Source organism: Polyangium sp. 6x1, from assembly GCF_029946515.1.
Classification (GTDB): Bacteria; Myxococcota_A; Polyangia; order Polyangiales; family Polyangiaceae; genus Polyangium.
The window spans coordinates 23,781-41,141 of the sequence record NZ_JARZHH010000088.1 but is presented as its reverse complement, the minus strand read 5'-3'; the positions used below and the strand labels follow the sequence as shown (position 1 = coordinate 41,141).

Genomic DNA, 17,361 nt, shown 5'->3' with positions numbered 1-17,361 from the left:
CATGCTCGCCGGCGGCGCGGCCGTCCTCGCCTCGCAAGGCCGCCTCGGCGGCCCGCGCGCCCCCGCCACGGTGCCTCCGCCTGCGCGCCCCGCCTCGGCCGCGGCGTTGCCCCCCACGACCTCCGCGAGCGCCGCGTCCTCGGCTTCGGCCGCCCCGGCCGCGGAGACGCCCCCGCCGTCGTCCGAGGCGCCCGCGGCGTTTGCCGTGGCCACCACGATTCGCCTCGACGCTCCGCCCGTCGACGTCGCCGTCGCGGACGACGAGGCGATGCTCTTCGTCCTCTGCGAGGACGGCACGCTCCGGGCGCACGCCCTCGATTCCGGCGCGGAGAAGGCCCGCGCGCGGCTCCCGGGCAAGGGCGCGGCCCTCCGGCGGCTCCCGTCGGGCCGGCTCGCCGTGCTCGGTGTCTCCACGGGCCTGCCGCTCGTGAACACGGCGTCGTGGCTCTCGGGCGCGGCGCCTGCGGCCTACCTGAAGAAGGTCGACGTGAAGGGCGCCCTCGACGTCGTGGCGAGCGGCGATCCGCCTGTCTTTCTCGTCGCGAGCTCCCAGGGAGGCCGGCTCGTCCGCCTCGCGGGGCCCGAGCTCGCGCCGGACGGCGAGATCCTCTTCCCGACCCCGATCCGCGGCATCTCGCCCCTGCCTTCTGCGGGCGGCGATCGCCTCCTCGTGCTGCTCGACGGGCGTGTGCCGACCGAGTCGGGATCCGTGGTCGTGCTCGATCCTGCGACGAAACCCCTTGGGGGCGCACGGGCTGCGTGGTCCTCGCTCCTCGAACCACGCGCCTCGACGGCGCCGCGGGCGGCTTCCTCCGAGCGTGCCTTGCTCTTCGATCGGGCGACGGCGAAGGTCGTGGGCTTTTCCATGGGGGCCGAGCCGCGCCTCGCGCCTGCAGGGCCGCAGCCCCTCGCGGCATTCCCCTGGCCCGGGGATCGCGCCGTGGTGATTGGCGCTGCGGGGGAGGGGACGCTCGTATCTCTCGAACATCGCGAAGTCCTCGCCACGGTCGCGCTCGGGGGTGTTCCTTCTTCGGCCGCGCTTTCGCCGGAGGGCCGGACGATCCTCGTCGCGCTCGGCGGCGGGCCGCGCGGCAAGGGCGCAACCACAGTCGTGCTCGGGGGCGAGCCGCTGCGTATCGTTTCGACGCTGCAAACGGGGGAGGGATCCCACGTGGTATCTGTCGCTCCCAGGGGTCGTCTCGCGTTCGTGGCGGCGACGTCGGCGCGTGTCGTGACGGTCTTGCGGCGTCCTTGAGCACAGGCCCAGGCCCGCCGATTTTTTGCGCCCATGCGGCTCGAAATCGGCGAAACTGGCGACGGCGTCCCGCCTCGGCGCCTTACCTTGGAGCTCTTCATGACGATGTCCGCGACTTCCCTCCGCAGGAGCAAGGTTCGCTCGTTCGGCTTGGCGTCGATCTTCGCGGTCGCGTCCGTGATGGTCGCGTCCGCGCCCGGTTGCCTCGACCAGCAAGGCTCGAGCCCTTCGAACGAGTGCACGGCGGGGCAAACCGACCCCACCACGCCGGACGATTGCGTTCGCAAGGAATGCCAGAGCGGGAAGTTCGTCTCCGTGGCGGCCGACATGGAGGTGCCGGACGACGCGAATCCCTGCACGCAGGACACCTGCTCGGACGGCGCGCCCCAGCATGCTGCGGTGAACGGGACGATGTGCAAGCTCGGCGACGGCATGGGCCAGTGTGTGTCCGGGCAATGCGAGATCCCGTGTACGGATTCGAAGGAATGCAACGACAAGAACGCGTGCACGAGTGACTCGTGCGTCGGCAAGGTCTGCATGTTCGCGACGAACAACGACACGACCCCCGACGACATGAATCCGTGCACGGTCGACGCCTGCGCGAACGGCAAGGAGAGCCACACGCCGGCGAACGGCGCGCCGTGCGGGTCGAACGGCACGTGCAACGACATGGGCGTCTGCATCGGCTGCGGGAGCGACACGGATTGCCCCGTCGACGATTTCTGCAGCGACTGGGCGTGCACGAACAAGCAATGCGTCTCGACGCCGCTCAATGAAGGGATGCCGCTGCCCCAGAGTGATCAGGCGAGCGGCGACTGCAAGGTCAAGGTCTGCCAGAACGGGCTCGTCACGACGATCGCGGACGCGACGGACCCCTTCGACGACGGCAAGGTTTGCACCGCCGATCAGTGCAACGACGTGTCGCCGATCAACCCGCCGCTCCCGGTGTCCACGGCCTGCGCGACGCAGGACAACCCGACGGGGATGGGCAAGTGCGACGGCGCCGACGTTTGCCTCGGATGCACGCAGACCGCCGATTGCGGCGGTGGGCCCAATTGGCACACGTGCGACACGAAGGTCAACGTCTGCTTCAGTTGCAGCGACGACACGCAGAACGGCAGCGAGACGGACGTGGACTGCGGCGGCGAATGCATCGATCGATGCGTGCGCGACCAGAAGTGCCTCGTCTCCGGCGACTGCGACGGGGAGTGCGACAACAACGTCTGCGTGGACTGCTTCGACAACGCCAAGAACGGCACCGAAGGCGACAAGGATTGCGGGGGTAATTGCGCGCAGAAGTGCGCGACGGACGCCACGTGCAACGTCGCGGCGGACTGTGCCAACGGCGTCTGCACCGGCGGCAAGTGCGCCGCGGCTTCCTGCAGCGACTCGGTCCAGAACGGCGGCGAGACCGACGTCGATTGCGGCGGACCTTGTAACGACTGCCCGGCGGGCAAGAAGTGCAACGGCAACAACGATTGCCTCAACGACTGCATCAACGGCATTTGTAACTGACGAAAGCTGTTCCGAGGGAAACGCGCCATGCCCCGCCCCCGCATTTTATCCGCCCTTCTCGCCACGGCCTTCGTGGCTTCCGCCCTCGTGCAGGCCTCGTCCTGCGCGCTCGACACCGAGGGCTCGAAGCCCACGCAGACCACGGAGCCCTGCGAGTCCGCCGCCAACTGCAACGACAATAGCTCCTGCACCATCGACACGTGCAGCGACGAGAAGATCTGCGTCTACACGCCGATCGCCGACGGTCCGAACCCGGCGCAGACCGTCGGCGATTGCCAGCGGATCGATTGCGCGGCAGGCCAGGAAGTCACCGTCACCGACAACGCGGACATCCCCGACGACAACGAGCCCTGCACCGCCGATGCGTGCACGAACGGCACGCCGAGCAACACGGACACGCCCGACGGCGGCAATTGCCAGCGCGGCGACGAGAGCGGCACGTGCCAGATGGGGGTCTGCCAGATCTCGTGCGACGCGCAGAACCCGTGCGACGACGGCAACTCCTGCACGGACGATTTCTGCAACTTCGCCACGAGCACCTGCGTCTTCACGAACCTCGACGGCCAGCCCACCCCGGGCGCCACGCAGAAGCCGGGGGATTGCAAGCAGAAGCTCTGCGTGAACGGCAAGGACACGGACGTCATCGACGACACGGACGTGCCCGTCGACGTGAATCCCTGCACGGACAACGTCTGCACGCTCGGCACCGCGTCGAACCCGAACACCAACGCCGGCACGTTCTGCGAGCCGGGTCAGCCCGAGGTCTGCGACGGCAACGGGGCGTGCGTCGAATGCACGCAGCCGGAGCACTGCACCGGCATCGTCGAGACGGATTGCACGAAGCGGGCCTGTGTCGAGAACAAGTGCGTCTCCGATTATCTCGGCAACGAGACCACCGCGGGCGCGGCCTCGCAGGCGCCGGGGGATTGCAAGCGGGTGGTGTGCAACGGGGTCGACGGCGGCGTCGAGCCCATCAACGACAACACCGACGTCCCGAACGACGGCAACCCCTGCACGATCGATTTCTGCACGGGCGGCGCTCCCGACTACGACAACGCCGCGGCGAACACGAACTGCGGCGGCTCGAACGTGTGCAACTCGATGGGGCAATGCGTCGGGTGCAACACCGCGAGCCAGTGCCCCGGCACGGACGATTTCTGCAAGACGCGCACGTGCAACAGCGGCGTCTGCGGGTTCTCGTACAAGGGCGACGGCACGGTGACGCCGAGCGGGCAGACCGCGATGGATTGCAAGGTCCAGGTCTGCGACGGCGCCGGCAATTTCGTGATCCGGCCCGATACGAACGACTTCGGCGACGACGGCAACCCGTGCACGAAGAACCAGTGCACCGCGCAGGGGAACAATTCGTACCCGAACGAGGCGTTCGGCTTCACCTGCAACGTGAACGGCGGCGACATCTGCAACGGCAACGGCCAGTGCAAGAAGTCGAACGGCAAGAACTGCGGCGCCAATGGCGAGTGCGCGGGGAACATCTGCGCCGACGCGATCTGCTGCAACAATGCCTGCACGAACGGGTGCCAAGCTTGCAACGTGGCGGGCAGCCTCGGGACGTGCACGAACGTGCCCACGGGGCAGGATGACTCGCCGTCGTGCACCGGCGTGAACAACAGCTGCGACGGCGGCGGCGTGTGCAAGAAGGAGCTCGGCGTAAGCTGCGGCAACAGTGGCGAGTGCCTGTCGGGGAACTGCGTCGACGGCGTGTGCTGCGTCAGCTCGTGCGGGACCGCGTGCAAGGCGTGCAACATCGCGGGCAACCTCGGCCAATGCGTGAACATCCCTGCCGGGCAGACGGACTCGGCCCCCGCGTGCACGGGCGCGAGCCAGTGCGACGGCATGGGCACCTGCAAGAAGGCCACGGGGCAGGGGTGCGGCGGCGCGAACGATTGCGTCAGCGGCTTCTGCGTCGATTCGATCTGCTGCAGCACGGATTGCACCGGCGGGTGCAAGGCGTGCAACGTCTCGGGGAGCCTCGGGACGTGCACGAACGTGCCCTCGGGGCAGGATGACGGCGCTTGCGCGGGGGATCAGTCCTGCGACGGCACGGGCGCCTGCAAGACGGACGGCGGCAAGGCGTGCATGAATGGCCCGCAATGCCTGACCGGCAACTGCGCTGACGGCGTCTGCTGCGACACGGCCTGCAACGAGACGTGCAAGGCGTGCAACGTGATGGGCAACGTCGGCACCTGCTCCTTCGTGCCTCCGGGGAACACCGACACCATGACGTGCGACGCCAGCATGCAGTCCTGCGACGGCATGGGCGCCTGCAAGAAGGACGACGGCGCCACGTGCGGCGCGGCCGGCGAGTGCACGAGCGGCTTCTGCGTGGACGGCGTCTGCTGCGAGAGCGCGTGCGGGGCGACGTGCTTCCAGTGCAACAAGGCCGGCGACCTCGGCAATTGCGTCGAAGTCGCGCAGCTCTCGGAGGACACCAACCCCGCGAATGCGTGCAACGGCAACAAGAGCTGCGACGGCATGGGCGCGTGCAAGCTCGACAATGGCGAGACCTGCTCGAGCAACAGCCAGTGCGCCAGCGGCGACTGCAACAACGGCCCGAACAAGTGCCAGTAGACGTCTCGTGAGAATCGTGCCGCCGCCACGCGGCGTGGCGGCGGCATTCTCGTTCGACGATTGATTCCGTAGATGTAAAAGAAGATGCCCAACCGTCCTCGTCGCTTTTCCGTCCTCCTCACCACGCTCCTCTCCGCCGCCGTCGTCTCCCAGCTCGCCTCGTGTGGCCTCGAGACCAACGGGTCCCTACCGCTCGAGGACACGAAGGCCTGCCTCGTCAACGAGAACTGCGACGACCAGAACCCGTGTACGGTCGACGTCTGCGGCAACGACGGGACGTGTGTCCTCGTGCCGGTCGAGGACGGGCCGATGCCGGGACAGACCGCCGGGGATTGCCAGCGGATCGATTGCGTGGCCGGCGTCTTCACCGCGACGAACGACGACGCCGACATCGAGGACGACGGCGAGAGCTGCACGAACGATTCGTGCGCGATGGGCGCACAGGTCCACGCCCCGGTGCAGAACGGGGCGAGCTGTACCTTCGGCACCGCGCAGGGGACGTGTCAGGGAGGGGCGTGCTCGGTCGAGTGCGGCCCAGAGAACCCGTGTGACGACGGCAATCCCTGCACCGAGGACGCCTGCAATGCGAGCGCGGGCATCTGCATGTTCACGAACCTCGACGGATTGCCGACGCCGGGGTACGTGCTCATGCCCGGCGATTGCTCGCAGCACATCTGCGTCGCGGGCGAGGACACGGCCGTCGCCGACGACACGGACATCCCCGTCGACATGAACGCGTGCACGCTCGACGTGTGCACGATGGGCGCGCCGACGAACCCGCCGGTGACCGCGGGCGAGCCGTGCGAGCCGGGCAAACCCGAGATCTGCGACGGCGCGTCGGGCTGCGTCGCGTGCAACGAGCCCGACGATTGCGTCCTCCTGCCGCCGGACGACGTCTGCCAGAAGCGCACGTGCGATAACCACGTCTGCGGGCAGTCGTTCGCGCCGGACGGCACCACGTTCTCCAGCCAGACGGCCGGCGATTGCATGCGGGTCGTGTGCGACGGCGCGGGCGCGACGAAGGAGATCGTCGACGACGCCGACCTGCCGAACGACGACAACGCCTGCACGCAGAACGTCTGCACGAACGGCACGCCGTCGTTCCCGAACGAGGCGGTCAACACGGTCTGCGGCGCCGGGCTCTACTGCGACGGGACCGGGACGTGCGTCGGCTGCAACGAGGCCGCGCAATGCGACGGCACCGACGATTTCTGCAAGGTCCGCACGTGCGTCGACCACCAGTGCGGGTGGAGCTACACGCCCGGGGGCACCGATCTCCCGAGCGGCCAGACGGCGCTCGATTGCAAGGTCGTCGAGTGCGACGGCCAGGGCACCATCGTCACGTCGCCCGACACGACCGACAAACCCGTCGACGGCAACGAGTGCACCGACGACGTGTGCAGCGCGGCCGGCGTGCCGTCGAACCCGAACCGGCCCGTCAACGCCGCGTGCGACCAGAACGGCGGCACGGTGTGCAACGGCGCGGGCGTGTGCAAGAAGGGCCCCGCGCAGGGGTGCGGCGGGGCCGTCGAGTGCTTGAGCGGCCATTGCGTGGACGGCGTCTGCTGCGACGCGGCCTGCAGCGACACCTGCAAGGCGTGCAACGTCGCAGGCAGCGTCGGCACGTGCACGAACGTGCCCGTCGCGACCGAGGACGCGCCGACCTGCACGGGCACGAACGCCTGCGACGGCGCGGGCACGTGCAAGAAAGACAGCGGCCAGGCGTGCGCGGGCGCAGGTGATTGCGTCAGCGGATTCTGCGTGGACGGCGTCTGCTGCAACAGCGCCTGCGATGCCGCGTGTTTCGCCTGCAACCTCATGGGAAGCGTCGGCGCGTGCGCGCCGCTCGTCTCCGCGGAGGACACGAATCCCGCGAACGCGTGCGCCGGGACGCGGTCCTGCGACGCGACCGGCGCCTGCAAGGCGAAGGACGGCGGCGTCTGCGGGGCCTCCGGCGATTGCCTGAGCGGGCATTGCGTCGACGGCGTCTGCTGCAACACGGATTGCGCGGACACGTGCAAGGCCTGCAACCTCGCGGGGTCGGTCGGCGTCTGCTCGTTCGTCGCGAATGGGCAGGACGACACGGGGACGTGCGCCGGGGCGAACCAGTCCTGTGACGGCGCGGGCATTTGCAAGAAGGTGGCGGGCGAGGCGTGCGCCGGGACTGCCGAATGTCTGAGCGGGTTCTGCGCGGACGGCGTTTGCTGCGACACGGTCTGCGTGGGCATGTGCGAGGCGTGCTCGGCGGCGAAGACGGGCGGCGTGAACGGCGTCTGCAGCCCGATCCCGCTGGGCGGCAACCCAGACGGGGAGTGCCCCTTTGAAAGCGCTTGTAATGGCGCGATGGCCTGTGCCAACGCCAACAGCGTGGGCTGCGTGAGCAATGGGTCCTGCTTGAGCGGCCATTGCGTGGACGGCGTTTGTTGCGCCACGGCGTGCGACGGCACGTGCCAGACGTGCAACCTCCCGGGCTCGCCGGGCGAGTGCACGAACGTGCCCGCGGGGCAGGACGACGCGGCCACGTGCGCGGGGGCAAGCCAATCCTGCGACGGCGCGGGCGCTTGCAAGAAGGAGAATGCGGCGGCCTGCGGCGGCGACGCGGAGTGCATGGGCGGGCATTGCGCGGACGGCGTCTGCTGCGACACGGCGTGCGCGGGCACGTGCATGGCGTGCGACCTCGCGGCCACGCCGGGCGTCTGCGCGTTCGTCGCGAATGGGCAGGACGATCCGGTCACGTGCGCCGGGGCGGACGAAACCTGCGACGGCGCGGGCGCTTGCAAGAAAGAGAACGCAGCGGCCTGCGGCGACGACACGGATTGCATGAGCGGGCATTGCGTGGACAGCCTTTGCTGCGACACGGCGTGCGCGGGCACCTGCGAGGCGTGCTCGGCGGCGAAGAAGGGCAGCGGATTCGACGGCGTCTGCGGGCCGATCGCGCTGGGCACCGATCCGGACATGGAGTGCACGATGCCGGGCACGTGCGACGGCGCGGGCATGTGCATCGGCGACATCGGCGATGCGTGCATGAACGGCGCGGACTGCGCGAGCGGTCATTGCGCGGACGGCTTCTGCTGCAACATGGCCTGCGCCGATGATTGCTTCTCGTGCGGTCTCGGCGGCATGGAGGGCGAATGCATGCCGGTCCCCAAGGGCACGACCGACGGGACGTGCGTCGCAGCGGACTTCGAGGTCTGCGACGGAGCTGGGGTATGCCTCGGCGACACGGGCCACGCGTGCAACGCCGACGAGGAGTGCCTGTCGAAGAGCTGCGCGCTCAACCTGTGTGTGCCATGAGCGAGGTCGATTCCGGGCGAGGTGCGTGATGGCAACGAGACGTCGTGTGGGGGGGCTGGTCTTGACGGCGCTGGTCGTTTGGGCCGGGGGATGTTTGGAGCTCGAGACGGGGAGCGAAACACCCAGCCCGGACGGCGGCACGGCGTGCCAGCCGGCAGACGAGACGGACGCGAGCAGCGGCGATTGCGTGAAGATCGCGTGTGTCGACGGCGCGCTCCGCGAGGTCGCGGACGACGACGACGTGCCCGACGACGGGAACGGTTGCACCACGGATACCTGCGAAAACGCCTTGCCGAAGCACGAGAACAAGGCGGCCGGGGAAGCGTGCGGGATGGGCTCGACCTGCGACGGCTCGGGCCATTGCTCGTGCACCGTCAAGGTTGATTGCGGCGCCGGTACCGCATGTCAGCAATGGCAATGCGAATCGGGGATCTGCAAGTCGATCAATGCGCCCAAGGGGACGAAGGTCGCGGACGAGGTAGCCGGTGACTGCAGGAGCGTGCAATGCAACGGGATGGGCGGCACGGAGGAGGTTCTCGACCCGACCGATCCGCAGAGCGATGGCAATGGGTGCACGGTGGACACCTGCGTGGGAGGGATGACCACGCATGCGGCCGCCCCCGCGCGGACCCTTTGTCCCACCGCGGACAACCCGACGGGGATGGGCAAGTGCGATGGCGCCGGCAGTTGCTTCGGATGCACGCAGACGGTCGATTGCGGGGGGGGGCCCCCGTGGCACACGTGCGACACGACGGCCAACGTTTGTTTCAGCTGCGAGGACGGCGCGCAGAACGGCGTCGAGACGGACGTGGACTGCGGCGGCGAATGCTTCAACCGGTGCGTGCGCGGCCAGAAATGCCTCGTGACCTACGACTGCGAGGGGGAGTGCGACAACGGCGTTTGCGTGGACTGCTTTGACAACGTCAAGAACGGCACCGAAGGGGACAAGGATTGCGGGGGCAAGTGCGCGCAGAAGTGTGCGACGGACGCCACGTGCAACGTTGCGGCGGATTGTACCAATGGCGTTTGCACCGGCGGCAAATGCGCCGCGGCTTCCTGCAGTGACACGGTCCAGAACGGCGGCGAGACCGACGTCGATTGCGGCGGACCTTGTCTCGACTGTCCGGCGGGCAAGAAGTGTAACGGCAACAACGACTGTATCAATGAGTGCATCAATGGCATCTGCAACTGAACGCACCCCCGTCCGGTCGTTCGTCTCTCCGTGATCTGACCCACCGTCCCAAGCAGTCCCCTCGCCAAGACGTTGCCCAAGGCGCGCGTTCGTCCTAAGCAGCGCCGAGCCTCCCCGATGTCCCCGCGCGCGCGTCCCTCCCGAAGGCCTGCGCTCCTCGCCCTGCTGCTCGTCCTCCCGGGCTGCGGCAACGTCGAGGATCCGCCGGGGCGCGTCCTCGATCGGGCCCCCGCAGGCGCGACGCTGAAGCGACCCGAGAAGCCCGCGGACACGCTCGCCGCCGACAAACGCGCCGAGGAGGAGAGCGAGCCGGGCCGCGGCGCCAAGATCGGCAGCATCGCGATGCGGACCTGGATCTACGTCGCGCCGAACGACCGCTCGACGAAGCTCGGCTACCTGCGCGCCGGCGCCGTCGTCGACCGCGCCGAGGCGTCCGCCGGCACCAAGAACTGCGAGGGCGGCTGGTACCGGATCGTGCCGCGCGGCTACGTCTGCGTCGGCAAGGGCGCGACGCTCGCGGTCGATCACCAGGTCGTGCAAGCCGCCCTGCGAGGGCCCGACCGCGCCGCCACGTTGCCCTACGCCTACGTGATGTCGCGCTCGCCCGCGCCCCATCTCTACTTCCGCCTGCCGACCGACAAGGACCAGCGCCGCGTCGAAGGGCCCACCGTGCGCGAGCACGTCCGCCTCGCGATCACGCCGAGCGTCCCGCTCGACACCGTGCCCACGTTCCTCGCCGAGGGCCGCGATCTGCCGAAGCCGTACGGCGCCGTCGAGCCGCTCCGCTACACGGTGCACGCCGGCCGCGCGAAGGAGGAGTCGGCCTTCGGGCTCATCACGGCCTTCGAATGGACAGAGCGCAAGTTCGGCCTCACGACCGAGCTCGACCTGATCCCGCTCGATCGCACGAAGCCCGCGAAGATCAGCGCGCACCATGGCGTGGTCGCGGACAAACCGGGCGTGCCCGCGATCGTCGTCAGCCACGGCGCGACGAAGCTCGTCCCCGGCGCGGACGGCCGGATGCGCGAGGGCGGGATCGCGCCGTGGCGCTCGGGCTGGATCCTGACGGGCAACACGAAGGGCGGCGAGCGCGGGCTCTGGGAGACGACCGAGGGCTTCTGGCTGCCCGCCGAGACGATGCTGATCGCGACGCCGCGCGAGGATCCGGTCGGGCACGCGCGCGCGGGCAAGAAGTGGATCGACGTGTCGATCAAGAAGCAGTTCCTCGTGGCGTACGAGGGGACGCGGCCGGTGTTCGCGACGCTCGTGTCCACGGGGCGCGGCGGGATGAGTGATCCCGAGAAGACGACGGCCACGATCCGCGGCGTGTTCTACGTGCACGCGAAGCACGTCTCCGGGACGATGGACGGCGAGGAAGGCTCGGACTCGTTCGATCTACGCGACGTGCCCTACATCCAGTACTTCCACGAGGGCTACGCGCTGCACGGCGCCTACTGGCATGACGAGTTCGGCAAGCCGCGCAGCCACGGCTGCGTGAACCTCGCGCCGGCCGACGCGAAATGGCTCTTCGACTGGACCGACCCCGTCGTCCCCCCCGAATGGCACGGCGCCGTCAACCTCGAAGGCGGCACCCTCGTATGGACCCACGGGGGTTGAGCAGGCGGTCGATAAACTTGCTGCGCGCCCTGGATCGTCGGTCGTCGTCCTCGGAATACTGAAGTATTCCTGCGTCCTCCTTCCTAGCTCCAGGGCGCTCGCTGCGTTTCTCGACCACCTGCTAGAACGTAAAACGCGCCGACGCGCCAAACGGGCCGAGGGAGACGACGGCCGCAGGCTCGCGGGAACGTTCGACCTGTCCGAGGACGAACACGGGGATGCCCGCGACGAACATGGCGCCGCCGATCCCCATGAGCACGGTCGGAAAGATCCACGACGACTTCGCGCAAGGGACACACGCAGCGCGATCAGCGTTTTCGTTCGCGACGTAGATGCCCGCGCCGAGGCCGGTGACGACCGCGCCGCTCACCATCAAGGCGATGCCGGAGGTGATCTTCGTGCGACCAGGGCTCGGCGGGGGCTCGAGCGCACCTGCATCCCGCGCGCCGAGCGAGGCGGCGGCGAACCCGAGCGCCGCGGCGAGGGCCACGCGACGTGCGCGCCCACTCGCCTCCGCCGAACGGCGGCCCGCAGCGCTCGGGACGCGAGGGAGTCTCACTTACAAGCAGCGGGGGCGCCGGCGCCCTTCAGCATGTTGCGGACCGCGGTGAGCGCCTGCCGACCCTCGGGCGAGTTGACGAGGCCGTCACACATGCCAGCGGCGGCCAGGTACGAGCCCTTCTGATCGAGCGGCGCCGAGTTCGCGTTCTGCCGGAGAGCCGCGCAGCAGGCGCGGATGCCCGTCGAGTCGCCCGTGCCCACGACCTTCTTGCCCGCGTCCGCGTCCTCGCCGGCGTCCGAGGCGTCCGAGCCCGCGTCCTCCTCGACGACGAGGGGCGTCGGCGTCGGGGCCGGCGTCGGCGCCGGGGCGGCCGACGGCACGGGCGGCGGGGTTTCTTCTTCCTTGTTGCCGCAGCCATTGGCCACGAGGACCAGAGCGAAGGGCAGCACGGCAGCGCAGAGGGCGGTGATGTAGCGCGTGTGGTTCATGTTGTACCTGGAAGTATCCCGGTCGCTCGGACCTGGCGAACTTTTTTGGCGTCCGTTCGCCGAACGATGTTTGGACGAAACACCAAGGGACCGCAAGAGGCAGGTGAGTCCCGAACGTGCCCGACGGATGTGTGCCAGGGACGATCTTTCGTCAGGGAGCGGAAGCGGAGCGGGAGCGGGTGCGCATGCGCACGTGCGGGGCAAAGTCAAGCGCACGTGCAAGGAGGGACGTAGGGGAGCCCGTTCGGGACCCGGGTCCCGGCGAACGGGTCGTCGGGCAGGAGGTCTCGTTTGATGCGGCTTACGGACGCGTGTAGGAGGCTCCCTTCCGGATGGCTATCGACTTCATGATCATGCCGCTGAGCCGCTACATCAGTGGCGACTTCATCACCCCTACCATGAGGCTCGCTTGGGACCAGGGCGTCCCCTACTCCATTTTCGGCCCCGATGGCCGCAAGGACTACCCCGCGGGAGAGCCGTTCGGCGGCGCCAGTGCACCTCAGCGCCGTGCTGCGATTCAGACCATCCTGCAGGAGGATCTAAGGGCGCTGCCCCCCAACGTCGCCTGCCAGCTGTGGGACGAGCAATCGAACGTCGAACCTCGATTTCATCGCGTGGACCCCACCTCGTATCAAGCGCTCGTCGAACAGGCAGCAAGCAAGAAGGTGCGGCCATCATTGTTCGGATTCTTGAAGCGTCAGCGACCCGCGACGCCTCATGTCACGGCGACCTTGTTCCTTCCTTGCGAGTTCGACGAGATCTTCGCGATGTCGAGCCCATTCGACCGGATCACGGGTTCGATGCAGCGCTCGCTCCAGGAATTGTCCTCGAACACTTGGGGGGCGGACGCGCAAAATGCAAGAGAAACGTTCTCCGAAGCGCTCCGTGATGCAATGGAGGCACGCCTTCCGATGATCGTCGACTGGTGAAGGCTCCGCAGCACGACCTCGCGCTAGAAAAACAGCCGGATCAAGGGACACCGAATGAACCCGGACGACCAGGGGCTGCGGGAATGGGCCTATGACCCTGTTGCCGTCGAGCCACAGCAAGACTTCGACCTCCTCTTGGCCACGATACCCCAGCGATCGTATGTCGAATTCGCTGGGGATGTCGCCTGCCCCAAGGCCGACTACTTTCTGAGGATTCTCTACCTGATCGTCGGCGATGCCGTTCGCACGGACTACAGCAGCGACTGTCGGAATACCATTGACGACCTGCTTCAGGCGGGGAGGGCTCAGGGCTCGGCGAGCGTACTGGCATGGGTGGCCCGATCGGAACGGCTGATGCTCCGCCCGGAAGAATTCGACTTTGATCTCTGGTGCGGTGGCGGTTTCGTTCGACCTGAACGGGACGAGCCGGCACATGGCAATCGCCCGCAGCAAACCCGCGCATTGGGCAGCTCCCGACCGTGTTACCATGCAGCATGGACCTGGACATCAGACCCCTGAAGGATACGGACCCGGGAGCGCTGCATGAGGCCTCTCGTGTTCTGCACGAGGCGTTCGGTTCGGGATACCCGGAGGAGCGCCTCGCGCGACTGATCCAGGAGCCCGCTCGGCTGATCCTCAGTGCCCGGCTCGACGCGCACATCGTGTGCGTAGGGATGGCCGTGCGGTTGGGCGACGACCTTCGACTCTTCGCGTCTTTTGGCGAGGAGGCGCTGGCACGACTCCGGCGCCACCGCGTAGGCCTCTTGGACTCCATGGCTGTGGCGTCTGGCCTCCGCGCGAAGGGCATCGGCCAACGCGTGGCCCATGAGCTCATGGCTTGGCTCATCGAGGGCGGATGCGATTTGGCCGTCGCTGCTTCGTGGGTCTCGGGCGGCCCGAACCCCAGCCAGCCGGGGCTGGAGAAGCTCGGCTTCCAGGCCATCGCCGAGCAACCGGGCGAAGACCACCGCATCCGCAACCTGGGCGGCCGCCCGTGCCCCGTCTGTGGTATCCCGTGCCGCTGCTCCGGTATCCTCTTCGTGAGGTCCCTCTCGAGCACTCGCGCTTGAATCTCTGTGCAAACAGGCAACCTAGAACATCGATCGGTTCAAGAACCGCTCGATGCTCTCGCCGAGCTTGCACATCGGTCAAACGGACCGGGCGCGCCCGTCATTTTCTCGCGCAGAAGTCGGCCCAGTTTGCCTGGTGAAGCGCGACCGGCCTCGGAACCGCTGTCTTCGTGGCGCGCGCCGGCGGAACGAGCACCTTGCCCGTCGGATCGAGGACGGCCACGTATACCTCGCTCACGCAATTGCCCGATGGAGCGCATTGGCGCTGATCGTCGTCGCGGGAATCGGTCCAGGTGGCGAGGATCCGGCTCTTGTCCGCTGTCGCCCAGAGTCCGTGCGTCCCGCCGGCCGCTTGGCTCAGGAGGACCTGCGGCGCCTGCGCTCCAGGCTCCGACGCAAAGACCAATCTTCGATTCTCGCTCCACACACGCGCGAGCCGGCTGTCCACCCACGCCGCGGCGCCAAAGCGCGCCGTCTGCTCGTCCCAAGGACTGGCCGGCGTGTCGGAGAGCAGGCGGAAGTCGGCTCCCGAAAGCTCGATCGCGTGCAGGCCCATGGTATCCCGCGGGATTGCATGATTCACGCCGTTATCGGCAACCACGATGCCCACCCGGTCGCCAAGCGTCCCGAGCGCGACGAGCGTCCCCGTGTCCGCGAGCTTGACCGTGCCGGCGCTCCCCAGAGGCGTACCCTCGGCAGAAAGGCGCTGGAGCCGAAGCTCGGAGCCACCTTGGTGCCAGGCCAGCAAGTAATCGCCGGAGGCGGGCTCGACGAACATCTCTCCGCCCGCGAGACCGGCGCTCGACGAAATCGATACCGCGCCCCCCGTGGGCTCGCCATTCAGCCCGAGCGGCCTGAACCTCAAGACCTCGTCCCCGCCCACACGGCTTTGCCAGACGATACCCGCGCGGGCTCCGGCGCGCGCCAGCGCGAGAAAAAAGGGCCGCCCGGGCTCCGTCGAAATCGTCTTGATCGACCCCGGCTTCGGCGCTCCGTGGCTCGTGTCCACGTAGACCAGACGAACGTCGCGGTCCTGCTCGCCGCGGGCCGTCGTGAAGGCCACGAGCAGCCCGCCCGGAACGTCGAGCGTCTCGACGAGCCCCAGCCAATCTTCATCGCTCCGCGCGATCTCGACGGGCGCCCCGACCGGCTCGCCGCGAGGCCCGAGCTGCTGGGCGAATACGGCCCCGATGGTGCTCGTCTTTTCAGGCCGCACGTGCGTCTCGCTCCGTCGATAGACGAGGACGTAGCCGTCGTCGCGTGCGACGAGCCGAGAGGGCGTGTTTTCCGCATACACGTGCTGCCTGGCCCGCTCGGCCTGCGCATTGCGGCAAGCCCAGAGCGCCTCATTGCCGCCGCGAATCGTGAGCTCGACAGGGTTCGAGACGAGCGCGAGCGGCGTGGCCCCGGGCAGGCCGTCCGCCCGGTAGCGCACGCGCAGCGACACCACGCCGGGCCGGGCGTGATCGAGGACGCGGAACGCAGGCGCCCAGGCATGCGCGTCCTCGATCTCGACCTTGCCATGCGCGCCGAGGGCGCGTCGATCCTTCGGCCCGATCGGATTCGTGAGGCCACACCGCGCGCCCGTCGCGAAGCCCAGCGCGTGCGGCAGCGGCTGGCCTTTGGCATCCGCGAAGACGAGCTCATAGGCAGGCTGCCGCATGCCGTCCCAGGAGCCGTCGAGGGGCGGGACGACCACAGCCGCGTCCCCCGAGGCGTTGCGGAACGCGAGGTGAAAGCGGAGCTCATCGCCGACGGCGAGGTCGGTATCGTCGACCGTCAAGACGAGCGAGACGCCCCGCTGCACCTCTTGCGCGGCAACGTTTGCACGGAAAGCAGGGGTGGACTCGGCGAGCGCGTGGCCCGTGCCGCAAGCGCCGAGCGCGAGCAGGGAGAGGAACACGAAGCGCCGGAGAGCGACGGGGCTTTTGCCTTGCACGAGCGCCGGAGTCATCCTGCGATGATGCTACATCCCCCACGGAGATCCCACACCTTCCTTCGTGTTGCCTCCCCTCGGGCGCGATCACGGAAGTGCCCGCAGCGCGCACCAGCCTGCTCGCGATAGCGCGACCGTGAAGCTCTCCGGCTTCGCTTCCTCGACCGCGGCACGAGGAGCGGTTCGGGCACTCCGGGACGCACCGGCGCAATGCGGGTGGCGACAGTCCACGGGTGCAAGGGAATCAAAACCGACCACGCGTCGGATGTTCTTGCATGACCTGTGGGCTTGGCGTAAGGGCGTGCGCCCATGTCGAAGCTCACTCTTTCAATCGACGATGCGCTCCGCGCCAGCATCCAGGACCAAAATGCCGCGCTGGTCGCGTCCATCGACAAGTATCTCGCCCCCCGCGCCTGGACAGACGACGAGGACACGCGGCTCGCCAAGGAGATCGCGGACCTGCTCGCGGATCTCGTTCATTCGAGCGACATTGATATCGGGTATTTCCCGTGCGTGCTCGAGGGTCCCGAGCCCGGTACGCCGGCGTTTTACGAGGCGATCGGGATCGCCCCCACGGCGCGCTTCAGGGTGGGTGGGTTCGACAACCCGAAGGTCGAGGTCCTCGGCGAGGGCGAAGGGCAGGGGAAGCTCCCTGGTTTCGCGCTGATCTCGGGCCTCGGAAAGCATCTCATCGACGAATGGCGCGAGTATGTCGTGGAGGAAGAGAAGGTGGTCCTTGATGAGGTGAGCAAGAAGCTCGCGAGCCTGGGGACCATGTACAGCATCAACCTTTGCGCGGACGACGGGGCGCATCGGATCTTGCTCACCGTGGCGTATCGCAACAAGGGCCCCGCTGTGGGGTTTTTCACGCTCCGTCAGGAGACTTGAGCGAGGCGAGCCAGGCATCCTGGCCGCATGCGACCCGTCGAGCGAATCCGCGCGCCCACGCCCACGTCGTGACGACGAGGGGAACC

At 68.3% G+C, this 17,361-nt stretch carries 13 protein-coding genes and 1 pseudogene; 10 read left to right on the top strand and 4 right to left on the bottom strand.

Translation table 11 applies throughout. From position 1 onward, the window contains the following. Positions 1-213: pseudogene (locus tag QHF85_RS44090) on the bottom strand (RNA polymerase subunit sigma-24); the annotation flags it as partial. Here QHF85_RS44090 and QHF85_RS44085 point away from each other — a divergent pair. From QHF85_RS44085 to QHF85_RS44060, 6 genes are all read left to right on the top strand, one after another. Beyond that, entirely contained in the window at positions 206-1,255 is a 1,050-nt protein-coding gene (locus QHF85_RS44085) for a hypothetical protein (RefSeq protein WP_281333499.1), read from the top strand. The pseudogene QHF85_RS44090 and the gene QHF85_RS44085 overlap by 8 nt on opposite strands. A gap of 99 nt (positions 1,256-1,354) precedes the next feature. Next, entirely contained in the window at positions 1,355-2,770 is a 1,416-nt protein-coding gene (locus QHF85_RS44080) for a hypothetical protein (protein WP_281333498.1), read from the top strand. 27 nt (positions 2,771-2,797) lie between these two features. Next, a complete protein-coding gene (locus tag QHF85_RS44075) occupies positions 2,798-5,359 on the top strand; it encodes a hypothetical protein (RefSeq protein ID WP_281333497.1) in 2,562 nt (853 codons plus the stop codon). 84 nt (positions 5,360-5,443) lie between these two features. Continuing rightward, entirely contained in the window at positions 5,444-8,653 is a 3,210-nt protein-coding gene (locus QHF85_RS44070; protein WP_281333496.1) for a hypothetical protein, read from the top strand. A gap of 28 nt (positions 8,654-8,681) precedes the next feature. Beyond that, positions 8,682-9,845, top strand: a complete 1,164-nt coding sequence (locus QHF85_RS44065; RefSeq protein ID WP_281333495.1) for a hypothetical protein — start codon at positions 8,682-8,684, stop codon at positions 9,843-9,845. 117 nt (positions 9,846-9,962) lie between these two features. After that, the gene (locus QHF85_RS44060) at positions 9,963-11,462 is read left to right on the top strand and encodes a L,D-transpeptidase (protein WP_281333494.1); all 1,500 of its coding nucleotides are present in this window, start codon (positions 9,963-9,965) and stop codon (positions 11,460-11,462) included. Between the two features lie 121 nt (positions 11,463-11,583). Here the strand turns inward: QHF85_RS44060 and QHF85_RS44055 are convergent, their stop codons facing one another. Both QHF85_RS44055 and QHF85_RS44050 read right to left on the bottom strand, forming a co-directional pair. Then, positions 11,584-11,952, bottom strand: a complete 369-nt coding sequence (locus QHF85_RS44055) for a hypothetical protein (RefSeq protein WP_281333493.1) — start codon at positions 11,950-11,952, stop codon at positions 11,584-11,586. A gap of 65 nt (positions 11,953-12,017) precedes the next feature. Next, positions 12,018-12,452 (bottom strand): acyltransferase, encoded by a 435-nt coding sequence (locus tag QHF85_RS44050; protein ID WP_281333492.1) that lies wholly within the window; start codon positions 12,450-12,452, stop codon positions 12,018-12,020. A 332-nt stretch (positions 12,453-12,784) separates the two neighbouring features. Here QHF85_RS44050 and QHF85_RS44045 point away from each other — a divergent pair, with 332 nt between their 5' ends. The 3 genes from QHF85_RS44045 to QHF85_RS44035 are packed head-to-tail and all read left to right on the top strand — an operon-like array spanning position 12,785 to position 14,451. Continuing rightward, a complete protein-coding gene (locus QHF85_RS44045) occupies positions 12,785-13,381 on the top strand; it encodes a hypothetical protein (protein ID WP_281333491.1) in 597 nt (198 codons plus the stop codon). Between the two features lie 54 nt (positions 13,382-13,435). Further along, entirely contained in the window at positions 13,436-13,900 is a 465-nt protein-coding gene (locus QHF85_RS44040; protein ID WP_281333490.1) for a hypothetical protein, read from the top strand. Beyond that, on the top strand, positions 13,876-14,451 hold the full coding sequence (locus QHF85_RS44035; RefSeq protein WP_281333489.1) for a GNAT family N-acetyltransferase: 576 nt from the start codon (positions 13,876-13,878) through the stop codon (positions 14,449-14,451). Before QHF85_RS44040 ends, QHF85_RS44035 begins: the two co-directional genes overlap by 25 nt. 100 nt (positions 14,452-14,551) lie before the next feature. Here QHF85_RS44035 and QHF85_RS44030 read toward each other — a convergent pair whose 3' ends face one another. After that, on the bottom strand, positions 14,552-16,405 hold the full coding sequence (locus tag QHF85_RS44030) for a hypothetical protein (RefSeq protein ID WP_281333488.1): 1,854 nt from the start codon (positions 16,403-16,405) through the stop codon (positions 14,552-14,554). Between the two features lie 291 nt (positions 16,406-16,696). Here QHF85_RS44030 and QHF85_RS44025 point away from each other — a divergent pair, with 291 nt between their 5' ends. Next, positions 16,697-17,275: a hypothetical protein gene (locus tag QHF85_RS44025; RefSeq protein WP_281333487.1), complete on the top strand. Its 579-nt coding sequence runs from the start codon at positions 16,697-16,699 to the stop codon at positions 17,273-17,275. The last annotated feature ends 86 nt before the right edge of the window (positions 17,276-17,361 follow it).

Excerpts from the sequence above, each read along its gene's own strand:
- QHF85_RS44080 (WP_281333498.1), top strand. The coding sequence starts at position 1,355 with ATGACGATGTCCGCGACTTCCCTCCGCAGGAGCAAGGTTCGCTCGTTC.
- QHF85_RS44075 (WP_281333497.1), top strand. The coding sequence starts at position 2,798 with ATGCCCCGCCCCCGCATTTTATCCGCCCTTCTCGCCACGGCCTTCGTG.
- QHF85_RS44070 (WP_281333496.1), top strand. The coding sequence starts at position 5,444 with ATGCCCAACCGTCCTCGTCGCTTTTCCGTCCTCCTCACCACGCTCCTC.
- QHF85_RS44065 (WP_281333495.1), top strand. The coding sequence starts at position 8,682 with ATGGCAACGAGACGTCGTGTGGGGGGGCTGGTCTTGACGGCGCTGGTC.
- QHF85_RS44060 (WP_281333494.1), top strand. The coding sequence starts at position 9,963 with ATGTCCCCGCGCGCGCGTCCCTCCCGAAGGCCTGCGCTCCTCGCCCTG.
- QHF85_RS44050 (WP_281333492.1), bottom strand. The coding sequence starts at position 12,452 with ATGAACCACACGCGCTACATCACCGCCCTCTGCGCTGCCGTGCTGCCC.
- QHF85_RS44045 (WP_281333491.1), top strand. The coding sequence starts at position 12,785 with ATGGCTATCGACTTCATGATCATGCCGCTGAGCCGCTACATCAGTGGC.
- QHF85_RS44040 (WP_281333490.1), top strand. The coding sequence starts at position 13,436 with ATGAACCCGGACGACCAGGGGCTGCGGGAATGGGCCTATGACCCTGTT.
- QHF85_RS44035 (WP_281333489.1), top strand. The coding sequence starts at position 13,876 with ATGGACCTGGACATCAGACCCCTGAAGGATACGGACCCGGGAGCGCTG.
- QHF85_RS44030 (WP_281333488.1), bottom strand. The coding sequence starts at position 16,405 with ATGACTCCGGCGCTCGTGCAAGGCAAAAGCCCCGTCGCTCTCCGGCGC.
- QHF85_RS44025 (WP_281333487.1), top strand. The coding sequence starts at position 16,697 with ATGTCGAAGCTCACTCTTTCAATCGACGATGCGCTCCGCGCCAGCATC.